The sequence below is a fragment of the Psychromicrobium xiongbiense genome (assembly GCF_030271165.1).
Lineage (GTDB): Bacteria > Actinomycetota > Actinomycetes > Actinomycetales > Micrococcaceae > Renibacterium > Renibacterium xiongbiense.
Map to the genome: position 1 here is coordinate 1 of NZ_JASSZH010000012.1, position 12,937 is coordinate 12,937.

The window sequence follows — 12,937 nt, forward strand, 5'->3', positions numbered from 1 at the left end:
GAACGCTTCGGCGATCATGGCGTCTCGGTGGCCCGCAAGGTCTCCTACCTGGTCACCGGGCAGTGGCAGCCTGAAAGCTACACGACGTTCTGAGCTCTTCCATTTCGATGTTCTTCCATCGATAGACCGACGGCGCCGCTCCCTCGAAGGGAGCGGCGCCGTCGGTCTATCGACAGTTATTTCTGAATGCCGTTACTTCTTGCCCTGGTTGGCCACGGCCTGAATCGAGGCGGCGGCGGCCTCCGGGTCCAGGTAGCGACCACCCGGGACGAGGGGACGCAGGTTCTCGTCCAGCTCGTAGACCAGCGGAACCCCGGTGGGGATGTTCAGCTCGGAGATGTCGTCATCGGAGATGCCGTCGAGGTGCTTGACGAGGGCGCGCAGCGAATTGCCGTGCGCGGTGACCAGCACGGTCTTGCCCAGGCGCAGATCGGAGACGATCTCAGACTCCCAGTAGGGCAGCATGCGCTCCAACACGTCCTTGAGGCATTCGGTGCGCGGCACGGCATCGCCCAAGTCGGCGTAGCGCGGGTCCCCCACCTGAGAGAAAGGTGAATCGTCGGCCAGTGGCGGCGGCGGCGTGTCATAGGACCGGCGCCACTGCTTGAACTGCTCTTCACCGAACTCGGCCAGCGTCTCCGCCTTGTCCTTGCCCTGGAGCGCACCGTAGTGACGCTCGTTGAGCCGCCAGGAACGCTTGACATCGATCCAGCCCCGGTCGGCTTCCGCCAGAGCCAGATTCGCGGTGTCGATGGCGCGCTTGAGACGCGAGGTGTAGAGCACCTCCGGCAGCAAGCCCTGCTCGGCCAGCAGCTGGCCGCCACGGATGGCTTCTTCCCGCCCACGCTCGGTCAGTTCCACGTCCACCCAGCCGGTGAAGAGGTTCTTTTCGTTCCAGACGCTGTGGCCGTGCCGCAGCAAGATCAAGGTGTAGGTCATGGGCTCAGTCTACTGGCCCGGCGGCATCCACCACGGAATAACCGGTACTGTGAAGCGGTGGTGGAGCGTGCACGCAAACTCGGACCGATGGCGGGTGGACCGCACCCAGCGGCCGCTCAGGACGGGGTCGGTAGCCAGCTTTCCGGGACTACTACTTCCGGCCGACCGGCTTCCGGCCGTGCAGCTTCCGGCCGACCGGTAGGGAACGTGACCCGGGGAACCACCAACCCGAACCGACTGCGACGCGTCGACCGCTGGATCGCCGCAACGGCAGCCCAGCGGCTCCGGGGTGTCCCACGCCCACTGGTGGTGGATCTGGGCTACGGCTCCAGCCCCCGCACGGCCGTGGAACTCTATGACCGACTGGCCGCCGTGGTGCCGCAGGTGGAACTGACCGGCATCGAGATTGAACCGGGCCGGGTCCGCGAGGCGCAGCCTTTTGCGACCGAGCGGCTGCAGTTCATCCGTGGCGGCTTCGAAGTGCCCACCGACCGGCCGCCGCAGCTGATCCGCGCCTTCAATGTGCTGCGCCAATATGAGGAGGCCGATGTCGACGCGATCTGGGCCACCCTGCGCAGCCGTCTGGCTCCCGGTGGGTTGCTGGTCGAAGGCACCTGCGATGAACTGGGCCGGCTCGCCACCTGGGTGGCCCTGGAGAAGGAGGGCCCGGTCAGCCTGAGCCTGTCCCTGCGGTTCGGCAGCTACGAGAACCCCTCAGAATGCGCAGCCCGGCTTCCCAAGGCGTTGATTCACCACAACATTCCGGGCCAGGCGGTGCACACCTTCCTCGAAGCGCTCGATCAGGCCTGGTGGGCGCAGGCACCGCTGGCGGCCTTCGGGTCACGGCAACGCTGGATGGCGAGCTGCGCCAGCCTGCGTGCGGCCGGGTGGCCGGTCCTCGACGGAGCGGCACGATGGCGACTGGGCGAAATCACGCTCGCCTGGAGTGCTGTCGCCTGACAGCCGGATTCCGCAGCCGGCCCCGGCCAGGGGCCGTAGGTCACGGGCCTCTCGGGTTACCGGGCCATACGTTTACCAGGGGCCGTAAGGGCCCATCCGGCGGTTACCACCCCGGCGGATCTCGCGCAGCGCCGGGCGCACATCCGCAAGATACGTGCCCGCACCGACGCAGGCAGCCATATTGAGCAGAAGCGGGAAGTTCAACCCCGGCACCAGCAGATAAAGCGCACCCATCACGGCCGAGAACGCGGTGATCGCCGTCCAGAACGATTTGGTCCGTTTATCTGAGCGTTCAAACTCCTGGGGCTTGGCCAGCAGGCAGTCGATCAGCGCCCAGAGCTGTACCGCCAACGCCGCAGCGCCAGCCAGGAACAGAATGCCTATAGTTATCCACCCCACCACGGTTTCAGCCTACGGCATGGAAGGAGGCGCCTGCTGTGCTGCTGCCGTCAGCGCCTGGTCCAGATCCGCCCAGAGATCCTGCACATTCTCAATGCCAACGCTCAGGCGCAGGAAGCCCTCCGGAACAGTCACGGGCTCATTGGCGTGCCGCCGCCGCCGCTCGATGAGCGACTCCACGCCGCCCAGCGACGTCGCAGGGGTCCACAGGCGCAGTCCGCTCACGACGGCATCGGCCGCTTCCGCGCTGGGCAGCTCCAGCCCCAGGATCGAGCCGAAACCGGACATCTGTGCCGCCGCCCTGACGTGACCCGGGTCCCCGGGCAGCCCGGGGTAGCGAACTCCACTGACCCGGGAATCTCCTGCCAGCCGCCGGGCCAGCCAGTCGGCACTGGCCTGCGAGCGCTCCACGCGCAGCGCGAGGGTTCGCAGGCCGCGCAGGCCCAGCCAGGCCTCGAACGGACCGGCGATGCCGCCGTGCAGCGAACGGAAGTGCAGCAGCCGCGCGCGCAGTCCGGCATCGGAGGTCAGCAGTGCCCCGAGCAGCACATCGGAATGCCCGGCCAGGTATTTGGTCACCGAGTGGAGCACGACGTCGGCGCCGAACTCAAGGGGGCGCTGCACCAGCGGTGTCGCGAAGGTGTTGTCCGCAATGACCAGGGCACCTTCCCGGCGAGCGGCCGCCGTGACCGCCGGAAAATCTGCCACCTCCAGCAGCGGGTTGGTCGGCGACTCGATCCACAGAGTCGTGGCACCAGCCAGGGCAGCCTCCACCGCAACGGTCTCCGCGATATCCACCAGCCGCAGTTCGAAGAGACCCTTCTGTGCGAGCTCGGAGGCCAGCACCAGTGCCCCCTGGTAGGAGTGACGGGGCATGACGAGCACGCCGCCCACCGGCACCAGGTCCAGAGCAGCGGCGGTGGCGGCAAGGCCGGAGGCGAAGAGCAGGCCGCTCTGGCTGGCGCCCTCGAGTTCGGCCAGCGCATCCTCCAGCGGATCCCAGGTGGGGTTGGCGTAGCGGCCATAGGCACGATCGCCATCGCGCACCTCACCGATCCCGTGGAAGGTCGAGGAGAGCACAATCGGCGGGTTCACGGCGGCATCGTGCGCGCGTTCCGGACGACCCGCCGCAACCACCACGGTGTCCAGCTGCAGGCCTTGGACCTCGGAACCCTCGATTGGCAGGCGGGCAGGCGGAGTGGCATTCGTCCCAGGCATGGACACAGTTTACGGTGGCCCGGCACCGTTCATGGGAAGGAACCGGGGCTGCTGGGAGAACTGTCACCGCTGACCGATAGGCTGGACGGGTGAGCCTGGACCTGCCCGGAAATACCTTCCCGCCCGCGGGAGCCGCCGCCGCGCCCGGACTGTTCATCGCCTTTGAGGGCGGTGATGGTGCCGGGAAATCGACCCAGTCGCGCCTGGTGGTGGAGAAGCTGCAGGCGCTCGGTCATACCGTCATTCCCACCCGGGAGCCCGGCGGCACGGATCTGGGCGAGAAAATCCGCTCCCTGGTGCTCGATCACGGGCACGGTCCGGTCGATGCCCGCACCGAGGCACTGCTCTTTGCCGCCTCACGCGCCGCCCATGTGGCACAGGTGATCCGCCCCGCTCTGGCCTCCGGCGGCATCGTGGTCTGCGATCGCTACATTGACTCATCAGCTGCCTATCAGGGCACCGGTCGAGGCCTGGGTGAGGAGGCTGTGCTCCGGCTCAACGGCTGGGCCACCGAAGGTCTTCATCCCGATCTGACGGTGTTGCTCGATGTTGCGCCGAGTAGCGGACGGGCCCGCAACTCTCTCCGGGACGCGGTCCAGGGCGCGGACCGGCTGGAAAGCGAATCCGAGGAGTTCCACGCAGCAATCCGGCAGGCGTTCCTGCATCTGGCGCGGGCGGTCCCCGAGCGCTATCTGGTGCTCGATGCCGGCCTGCCGGTCGAACAGCTGCATGCCGCGATCCTGGCGCGGGTGCAGAGGTTGCTCGAACAAGTGCTGCCCGGTGGTGCCCAGTGACCGAGGGAGTGTGGGCGGAGCTGCAGGGCCAGGAGACGATCGTGGAAATCCTGCAGCGGGCCGCCCGGGAACAGACACCGGCACATGCCTGGCTCTTCACCGGTCCGCCCGGCTCAGGGCGCTCCAATGCCGCCAAGGCCTTCGCCGCCGCACTCAACTGCGAGCAACCGGACCCGGCCCGGCGTGGCTGTGGTCATTGTCAGGCCTGCCGGACCATCCTGGCCGGCACCCATCCGGATGTCACCTTCGTCGCCACCGAGAAGACCACCATTGCCATCGACGAGGCCCGTGAACTGGTCACCCGGGCCCAGGACCGGCCCGCCAACGCCCGCTGGCGAGTGATGATCATCGGCGATGCCGACCGGATGGCCGAGCGCACCACGAATGTGCTGCTCAAGGCCATTGAGGAGCCGCCGCCGCGCACCGTCTGGATTCTGTGCACGCCCAGTCCGGCCGATGTCCTGGTCACCATCCGCTCACGATGCCGGATGATCGGCCTGCGGGTGCCCCCCGTCGAGGCGGTCGCGGCGCTGCTGGTCAGCCGGGACGGCATCGACCCGGAGACCGCCCGCCAGGCTGCCCATGCCGCCCAGAGCCACGTCGGCATCGCCCGCCGCCTGGCCCAGGATGCCGAGGCTCGCGCCCGCCGCGAGGCGATCGTCCGGCTGCCGCTGAGCCTGCGCAGTGTCCCGCGCGCCATGCGGGCCGCCGCCGAGCTGATGGAGCTGGCGACCGAAGAGGCCAACGCCTCCAATGAGGAGCGCGACGCGGTGGAGAAGGAGGCGCTGCTGCGCGCTCTGGGTGCCCCGGAAACCGGAACCCTGCCCCCATCTGTCCGGGCCCAGGTGCGCCGGCTGGAGGAAGACCAGAAGCGGCGCTCCAAGCGCTCAGTGACGGACACTCTGGACCGGGCGCTGACCGATCTGCTGTCCTTCTACCGGGACGTGCTGCTGGTGCAACTGGGATCGATACGACCGGACCAGGGCTCCGACATCGACCACACTCTGGTCAATCAGGCGCTGGTGCAGGAGCTGACGGCCTTCGCCGGTCAGGGCAGCCCAGAACAGACGCTGCGCCGGATCGAGTCGATCAACGCCGTCAGAAAACGCCTGGTGAGCAGCAATGTCGCACCACTGTTGGCGCTGGAAGCCATGGCGGTCAGCCTGCTGTAGGCCACCGGCCACAACCGGAACACCCGGTAGATTGTTTGCAAGGCCAGCACCATGCCGTCGAGCCAAGGAGCCCCATGACCCGCCGCAGCACCGACCACACCACCCAGCCCCGGACCGTTGCGCACCGGCGCGATCAGGGCTGGCGCGGCATCGGGCTCGCTCTGCTGCTGACCCTCGGACTGGTTCTCACCGCCTGCACTCCGATCTTCCCCCCAACCGGTGGCGGCATCGGTGCCAGTCAGGACCCCAGTGTGAGCTCCAATGCACCCTCAGAACTGAAGCAGTACTACACGCAGAAGCTGGACTGGACCAGCTGCGAGACCGGGATGTTCTGTACCGAGGTCACCGTCCCGATGGATTACAGCAAGCCCTCCGGGGACACCATCAAGCTGGCCATGGTCCGTCTCCCGGCGACCGGGACCAGGCAGGGTGCCATCCTGACCAATCCGGGCGGACCGGGCAGCTCCGGCTACGACCTGGTGGTGGACAGCGGCAAGAGCCTGTTCTCCGCCACTCTGCGCTCCTCCTACGATCTGGTGGGCTTCGACCCCCGCGGCGTGCAGCGTTCCGCCCCGGTGACCTGCCTGACGGATGCCGAACGGGACCAGGAGCGGCAGGTGGACTATGACCCGGACACCGCTTCCGGGTACCAGGCGATCGCCGCTCAGAACAAGGCAGATGCGCAGAAGTGTCAGCAGAAGACCGGGCCGGTGCTGGGACTGATCGATACCGTCTCCGCCGCCAGGGACCTGGACATTCTGCGGGCTGTGCTCAACGAATCTAAGCTCAATTACCTGGGCTTCTCCTACGGGACCAAGCTGGGTGCCACCTATGCGGATCTCTTCCCCACCCTGGTCGGGAAGTTTGTGCTCGATGGCGCGCTGGACCCGACGCTGACCATCGAGCAGCTGGGACTGGGCCAGGCCAAGGCCTTCGAGGTGGAAATCATGGAGTGGGTGAAGTCCTGCCTCAAATCCAGCAACTGCCCGGTCAGCGGAAGTCCGGATCAGGCTCTGCAACAGATTCGGGATCTCAATGCCAGCTACACCCGAACGCCGCAGAAAACCTCCGACGGGCGGCTCCTTACCGGCTCCGGGTTCAACTCGGGTCTGACCCTTGCCATGTACGCCACATCGCTGTGGGACAACCTCAAAAGCGCGCTCAAGCAGGCTTTCGCGGGCTCCCCCGACGGCATGATGCAGCTCGCTGACTATGCGGCGGACCGTGACCCTTCCACCGGCAAATACACCACGAATTCGGCCTTCGCCTTCACCGCGATCAACTGCCTCGACTACCAGATGCCCAAGGATGAGAGCGCCATGCAGGCCGAGTCGAAGACGCTGGAAGCGGCATCGCCGACCTTCGGCAAGTACCTCGGGTACTCGGGCCTGAGCTGCCTCGACTGGCCGTACCATTCCACCGTGACGCCCAAGCCAGTCTCCGCCCAGGGCAGCGGACCGATCATCGTTCTCGGGACCACCCGGGACCCGGCGACACCGTATGAATGGGCCGTGGCGCTGCGCAAACAGCTGGCCAGTGGCGTGCTGGTGACCCGCGACGGCGACGGGCACACCGCCTATGGGCGCGGCAACACCTGCGTCAACCGCGCCGTGGACGACTACTTCGTCAAGGGGACCACCCCGCAGGATGGGCTCAAGTGCTGAACTCCTTCTGATCTTGCATCGAGTGCTGCGTTGTGTGCCGATTCTGACGGGCGGAAAATCGGCACACAACGCAGCACTCGATGCAAAAGTCGCTACATGGACTTGCGCACCCACATGGCCATGCCCTCGAGGACCAGCACGATGGCCATGATGACCAGGGCAATCGTGAGCACCACGTTGTACTGACTGCGGCTTGCCGCTTCGAACATGATGAACCCGACGCCACCGGCACCCACCACACCCAGTACCGTGGCTGCGCGGATGTTTGAGTCCAGCATGTAGAACACGTGCCCCACGATCGCCTGTGAGGCCTGAGGGACGGTCGCTGAGGCGTACACCTGGGTGCGGCTGGCACCGACCGCGCGCAGAGCGATCTCCGGCCCGGGACTGACCTCCTCGAAGGAATCAGCGAAGAGCTTGCCCAGCAGGCCGATGCCGCCCAGCCCCAGAGCGAAGGCTCCGGCAATCGGGCCGAAGCCGGTGGCCAGGATCAACACGATGGCCAGCAGCAGCTCCGGGATGCCGCGGATCACCACCAGGACGAGACGGAAGACCGCGTGGACCCAGCTGTTCGGCGCCACATTCCGGGCAGCCAGCGAGCCGATGGGCGCCGAGAAGACAAAAGCGATCAGCGTTCCGGCGAGCGCGATGTAGATGGTCTGCCAGAACAGTTCCACCACCTTGGGCAGTGGAGTATCGCCGAAGCCGAGCGGGAACAGGGTGGATATCCGTTGCGGCACGGCCGCCCAGAACCCGAGGACGTCTGCCCAGTTGATCTGGGCGTACCAGAGCGACCAGACCAACACGGCGACCAGCGACCAGCCGATCAGGGCCACCTGGACCCTCCGTCCGTTCCACGGTGCGCTGAGCCTGCGGCGTGCCGTGGGATGGTCGCTCCCGGCAGGCGCAGCAGATTCCCCCCTCTGGTGCAGCGCCCGGGACAGCCGTGCACCCAGTGAGCGACCTGCGGCCGGCCTGGCCAGGATCATCGAGCGCAGCACGGTGGCCACGATCTCCATCAGCACGCAGAGCACAAAGAGGATGATCGCCGCGGCCAGCGCCCGCCGGTAGTCCAGCCGTTCGATCGAGGCCTTCAGCTCGTAGCCAATTCCCGGCATACCGACGATGGCGAGAATCACCGATCCGCGGAGGTTGATGTCATTGCGGTGCAGGGCGGTGGCAATCCAGGAGGGCAACACCTGCGGCAGCACCCCGGAGACGAACTCCTGAAGCCGCCCTCCACCAGCTGCACGGATGGCGATGCGCGGCCCCTCGTCGATCTGCTCGATCGCATCGGCAAAGAGCTTTCCGACCATGCCGACCGAATGCAGACCAATTGCCACGATGGATGGCCAGACCGGTCCACCGGAGACCAGCGTTGCCATGATGATCAGGATGACGATCTCCGGTGTGGAACGCGCCAGCACCGTCATCGCCCGGGCAATCCAGCGCAACGAAGCGTGGGGCGTGGTGTTGCGTGCGGCGCAGTAGGCCACCGGCACCGAGAGGATCACTGCGAACAGCGTCCCGCAGATGACGACGGCCAGGGTCAACAGGGTCAGTTGGAGCAGCACCAGCGGCTCGGAGAAATCAACGGGGACCGCACGAGCGAGGAATTTGCCGATTCGCGAGAAACTGTTGACCACGCGGTCCGGGGAAAGCCCCAAAGACAGACAGGACACGACGCCGGCCACCGCCAGTGCGGTGAGAATGACGACAACTCCCGCGGTGCGCAGCGAGGGGCGTGGGAGCATCACCCGACGGCCACGCTGGCCGCCGTGTTGTGCCGAACCGGCATCGCTGAGGGGCACGGTTGCCATCTGCTCAGGCCTTCCCGGTGATGGTCATGGCAGGGGTGCCGGTGCCCGGAATCAGCTGACCTGCCTGGCTGAGCTGCTCAACCGCCGCAGCCAGTTCTGTCCTGACAGTCTCGATCTCTGCAGTGGTGGTGGCCACCTGACCGTAGATCTGCATGACCTGTTCCTTGCCGAGGCCCTCGGTGGGCGTATCCAGCACCACGGACCCGGCGCGCAGGCCCACAATCCGGTCACCCCAGGCAAGGGCGAGTTCCACCTGGTGGAGGCTGCAGACCACGGTGAGGTTCCGTTCCATTCCGATTTCCCGGATCAGGTTCATCACCTGCTGGGAAGACTCCGGGTCCAGGGACGCCACAGGCTCGTCCGCCAGCAGAATTTCAGGATCCTGCATCAACGCCCGCGCGATGGCCACCCGCTGCTGTTGGCCCCCGGAAAGCGTGTCCGCCCGCTGGAAGGCCTTGGCCCCGAGCCCCACCCGTTCCAGATGATCCAATGCGGCGGCCCGCAAGGATCGGGGGTAGCTGAACAGGCCCAGCCGGGGGCCGGTGAGCCGCGCCAGTGCCCCGGTCAGCACGTTCTCCATCACCGAAAGGGAGGGGACCAACTCAAACTGCTGGAAGATCACCCCCACCCGCGAACGCAGGCGCCGAAGATCGCGCCCACGCAGGGCATCCACCCGCTGACCGAGCACCGTGACCTGGCCCGAGCTGGGCAGCTCCAATTGATTGAGCTGGCGCAGCAGGGTGGATTTGCCGGAACCGGAGAGCCCCAGCAGCACCACGATCTGGCCGGTAGGCACGCTCAGGTCGACGTCCTTCAGCGCCTGAACAGCACCGAAGTTCTTGCAGAGCCCCGTGACCCGGATGGCTTCGACATCGTGCTGCAGTGGCTGATTCATGACTACTCCTGGGAAGAAACTCAGCGATCAGGCTGGGTTAGCTGGCTGAGCGGGCAGGTGGAAGGGGTGGATGCCGCGAAGGCGGGGCACCCCGAAAGGTACCCCGCCTGGCGGTCAGCGGCGTCAGATGCCTGCGCAGGTCTTGACGTCCGGCAACTTCTTGCAGAAATCGCGCAGGTCGTTGTAGTAGGCGTCATCGACCGGAGCATTTCCATCGCCGAAGAACTTCTCAAACGCCGGGTTGGTGGTGATTCCGGCATCCTTGATGTCCTTGACGGTGACCTTGGACAGCTTGTCCGTCAGCGTCTTCTTCAGATCGCCCGGGAGCTTATCCGAGATGGCGAAGGGCGGGCCGGGGACCAGCACCTTGTCCACGATCTTCAGGTCGTTGGCCTTGAACAGACCGGCTGCCGGGCCAGTGGTGGTCACGGTGATCTCCTGGGCAAAACCGGCATCGCACTCGGTACCCTTGGCGACTTTCTGGGCCGAGACGTCGTGCGTACCGGCCATCACCGAGGTGATCCCGGTCTTGGTGTCCACACCGGCCTTCTTGAGCATGTACTGCGGGAACAGGTAGCCCGAGGTGGAATTCTCGTTGACGAAGCAGACCTTCTTGCCGGCAAACCCGGCAACGTCCTTGATGCCTGACGCGGCAGGCACGATGGCGGCTGAGTAGTAGCCGGGCTTGCCCGTGCCGGTTTCGGTGATGGTGGCGCCCACAGGAGTGAAGGTCGCGCCCTTGGCTTTGGCCTGCAGGTAGGTGAAGCCGGAGAAACTCACGACGTCCACTTGGCCGCCGACGGCGGCTTCGATCAGGGCAGCGTAGCTGGTGGACTGCTTGACCTCGACCTTCTTGCCGGTGACCTTTTCGACATACTGCTTGAGCGGGTCGTAGGTGGAGGTGGCCTGACCTTCATCCGGGACCATGCCCATGATGAGGGTGCTCGAATCCTGGGCGAAGGTACCCGCCTCGCTGCTCGACGAGCTGGCCGCGCCACCTCCGCAGGCGGTCAGGGCGAGGACGGCGGTCACACCGAGGGCTGCCAGGTGCAGCGCTGCTTTGCCGGTCTTTTTCATGATTGACCTTTCTGGTCTCACCGGACGGCCCTGGTCGCCGTCACCGGTGAGGAATTCGACGAGTGTTGGGAACATCTGCGGGTCTTCCGGGTGCCTGTACTGACAGTTGTCAAGACATGAAGCACCCTTTCCTGTGCAACGCTAACGAGGTGCGGTGGCCAGAAGGTTAACGATCAGCCAACGTCCATCGAACAGTTGTATAGACAACTTTGACGCCGACTTCACGCGCTTCAGGTCCTGAATCAACTACCCGACGAACCGGCCCAGCTGTGGCCGTAGCAACTCGGGCATGTCCTTCACGGAAGGCACGATGTCGGTCGCCCCCGAGGCGCGCAGCGCCTGCTCGTGATGGGCCCCGGTCAGCACGCCGACCACCCGGCTCGCTCCGGCCCGCAGGCCCGCCTGAACGTCAGCGGTAGTGTCACCCACCACCACGGTCTGGCGGACATCGTCCATGTCGAGGGCCAGCACAGCGGTCAGAATCATGTCTGGATAGGGCCGCCCACGCCCGGCATCGTCGGGGCACAGACTCAGATCCGCCAACCCCATCCAGCCCAGCGATTCCAGCACGATGTTCTGCGTGTGCCGGGTGAAACCGGTCACCAGGCAGACTTTCACCCCCGCTTCTCGCAACCAGGAAATCGCTTCTTCCGCACCGGGAACCGGGGAGATTCCCCCGGCAAGCACCTGGGCGTCATAGCTTTTCTCAAACGTGCGGTTGGCCTGGGCTGCACGAACCGGATCCGCGTCGAAGAGGTGTCTGAACACCGTGGCCTTGGAGATTCCCATAGTGTCCCGCGCGTACCCCATCATGCTCAGGAACTGCGGCGTCCCCTCAGTGATGCCCTCGGTGACCAGCGCCCGGGAGAACGCCTGATCCACAAGCCCCTCATCGACCACAGTGGTGCCCGTCATGTCAAGAACCACCAGCTTGCACGCGTGAAGGGGGCGGATGAGAGAAGGCGTGACGCCCTGGAGAGTCATAAGACGGAGGTCCTTCGTCGCTGTCGGCTGCGTGCGGTGAACAGAGTTGCCTCCCCCGGCAACCCTGTTCAGCCTGCGGCACAGAACAGACCACGCGCCGAATACCCGGCAACCTCCCGGTGAACAGCGGCAGAACGTTTTGACCTGAGGAAGCGTCCTGCCCTACAGTTATTTCTTGCGTCGCAGCAACCATTACCGGACACTGCGACCGGCCTCCTTAGCTCAGTCGGTAGAGCGTTTCACTCGTAATGAAAAGGTCAACAGTTCGATTCTGTTAGGAGGCTCCACCCGGAGCAGGCCCGTTTCTAGGGCCGCAGTGCCACGGCAAGTGTTACCCGTCAGCCGGGGTCTACGTTAGCAGCCTTGGGCACCCCTACGCTGCCCTGGCCTTCCGGTACCGCTGGATCCAGGGGCGGGCCACCCACCAGGCGAGCGCTGCCGGGACCAGTCCGGTACCCACCAGGAGCAGGGTGGGGAGCTGGGCCAGGAGCAGGAACCAGGTGCCCATGACCACAATGGACAGCGCCAGCGGCAGGGCGCGTGTCCGGACCAGCATCCGCGCGCCCGCACACCAGTCCCGCAGTGAATCCTCACGTTCCGCTGTCGTAGAGGAAGCAAGCACAGCCAGGTAGGCGGCGAGAGCCACGCCATACAGCGGGATCACGATACACAGCGCTACAACGCCCACAACACTATTGGCCGCGAGCCAAAACAGTAGTGACACCACAGCTGCCACCAGGACCATCGGAGGCAGCAGAGCCACCTTCCACGTCCGTTGCCAGGCCCAGACCAGATTGCGCCAGAACACCGCCATGGGCCGCGGATGGCCTTCCAGCAGCAGCTCGCGCAGCGACCGCTGCAGCGCCACGGCAGCTGGAAACATGGTGACCACCAGCAGCGAGGCCGTGACGAACAAGAGCTGGAGCCAGAGGACGTCGCCGACAATGACCAGAGCATTCAACCAACGGGGCGGCTTGGCTGCTGACTGATGGGTGTTCATGGGGTCCTTAGGATG

General features: G+C 65.8%; 12 protein-coding genes, 1 tRNA gene and 1 pseudogene. 6 read left to right on the forward strand and 8 right to left on the reverse strand.

The window, feature by feature from the left end; translation table 11 throughout:
* A pseudogene (locus QQM37_RS04835) lies at positions 1 to 93 on the forward strand (phosphate signaling complex protein PhoU); the annotation flags it as partial.
* Positions 94 to 192: 99 nt separating this feature from the next.
* Here QQM37_RS04835 and QQM37_RS04840 read toward each other — a convergent pair.
* Positions 193 to 939, reverse strand: coding sequence for a phosphoglyceromutase (locus tag QQM37_RS04840; protein ID WP_285725441.1), 747 nt, complete (start codon positions 937 to 939; stop codon positions 193 to 195).
* 57 nt (positions 940 to 996) lie between these two features.
* Here QQM37_RS04840 and QQM37_RS04845 point away from each other — a divergent pair, with 57 nt between their 5' ends.
* A complete protein-coding gene (locus QQM37_RS04845) occupies positions 997 to 1,899 on the forward strand; it encodes a class I SAM-dependent methyltransferase (protein WP_285725442.1) in 903 nt (300 codons plus the stop codon).
* 72 nt (positions 1,900 to 1,971) lie between these two features.
* Here QQM37_RS04845 and QQM37_RS04850 read toward each other — a convergent pair whose 3' ends face one another.
* Together QQM37_RS04850 and QQM37_RS04855 are read right to left on the reverse strand one after the other, a co-directional pair.
* Complete coding sequence (locus QQM37_RS04850) at positions 1,972 to 2,301, reverse strand: DUF2516 family protein (RefSeq protein ID WP_285725444.1); 330 nt, start codon at positions 2,299 to 2,301, stop codon at positions 1,972 to 1,974.
* Between the two features lie 9 nt (positions 2,302 to 2,310).
* Positions 2,311 to 3,516 (reverse strand): trans-sulfuration enzyme family protein, encoded by a 1,206-nt coding sequence (locus QQM37_RS04855; protein WP_285725445.1) that lies wholly within the window; start codon positions 3,514 to 3,516, stop codon positions 2,311 to 2,313.
* Between the two features lie 89 nt (positions 3,517 to 3,605).
* Here QQM37_RS04855 and tmk point away from each other — a divergent pair, with 89 nt between their 5' ends.
* From tmk to QQM37_RS04870, 3 genes are all read left to right on the forward strand, one after another.
* Positions 3,606 to 4,310 carry a dTMP kinase gene (tmk, locus tag QQM37_RS04860; RefSeq protein WP_285725446.1) on the forward strand — a complete coding sequence of 235 codons (705 nt, stop codon included), beginning with the start codon at positions 3,606 to 3,608 and terminating at the stop codon, positions 4,308 to 4,310.
* On the forward strand, positions 4,307 to 5,482 hold the full coding sequence (locus QQM37_RS04865; protein WP_285725447.1) for a DNA polymerase III subunit delta': 1,176 nt from the start codon (positions 4,307 to 4,309) through the stop codon (positions 5,480 to 5,482). The genes tmk and QQM37_RS04865 overlap by 4 nt, the downstream gene beginning before the upstream one ends.
* 74 nt (positions 5,483 to 5,556) lie before the next feature.
* Positions 5,557 to 7,146, forward strand: a complete 1,590-nt coding sequence (locus QQM37_RS04870) for an alpha/beta hydrolase (protein WP_285725448.1) — start codon at positions 5,557 to 5,559, stop codon at positions 7,144 to 7,146.
* Positions 7,147 to 7,238: 92 nt separating this feature from the next.
* On the opposite strand, the gene phnE is transcribed toward QQM37_RS04870, so the two are convergent.
* The 4 genes from phnE to QQM37_RS04890 all read right to left on the reverse strand — a co-directional run bounded on the left by phnE (position 7,239) and on the right by QQM37_RS04890 (position 11,922).
* Positions 7,239 to 8,966 (reverse strand): phosphonate ABC transporter, permease protein PhnE, encoded by a 1,728-nt coding sequence (gene phnE / locus QQM37_RS04875; protein ID WP_285725449.1) that lies wholly within the window; start codon positions 8,964 to 8,966, stop codon positions 7,239 to 7,241.
* Positions 8,967 to 8,970: 4 nt separating this feature from the next.
* Positions 8,971 to 9,861 carry a phosphonate ABC transporter ATP-binding protein gene (phnC, locus tag QQM37_RS04880; protein ID WP_285725450.1) on the reverse strand — a complete coding sequence of 297 codons (891 nt, stop codon included), beginning with the start codon at positions 9,859 to 9,861 and terminating at the stop codon, positions 8,971 to 8,973.
* A gap of 123 nt (positions 9,862 to 9,984) precedes the next feature.
* Positions 9,985 to 10,938, reverse strand: a complete 954-nt coding sequence (gene phnD, locus QQM37_RS04885) for a phosphate/phosphite/phosphonate ABC transporter substrate-binding protein (protein WP_285725451.1) — start codon at positions 10,936 to 10,938, stop codon at positions 9,985 to 9,987.
* Positions 10,939 to 11,184: 246 nt separating this feature from the next.
* On the reverse strand, positions 11,185 to 11,922 hold the full coding sequence (locus QQM37_RS04890) for a phosphonatase-like hydrolase (protein WP_285725452.1): 738 nt from the start codon (positions 11,920 to 11,922) through the stop codon (positions 11,185 to 11,187).
* 211 nt (positions 11,923 to 12,133) lie between these two features.
* On the opposite strand from QQM37_RS04890, the gene QQM37_RS04895 reads away from it, so the two are divergent.
* A tRNA-Thr gene (locus QQM37_RS04895) sits at positions 12,134 to 12,209 on the forward strand.
* Positions 12,210 to 12,295: 86 nt separating this feature from the next.
* Here the strand turns inward: QQM37_RS04895 and QQM37_RS04900 are convergent.
* Entirely contained in the window at positions 12,296 to 12,922 is a 627-nt protein-coding gene (locus tag QQM37_RS04900; RefSeq protein WP_285725453.1) for a YesL family protein, read from the reverse strand.
* Between the last annotated feature and the right edge of the window lie 15 nt (positions 12,923 to 12,937).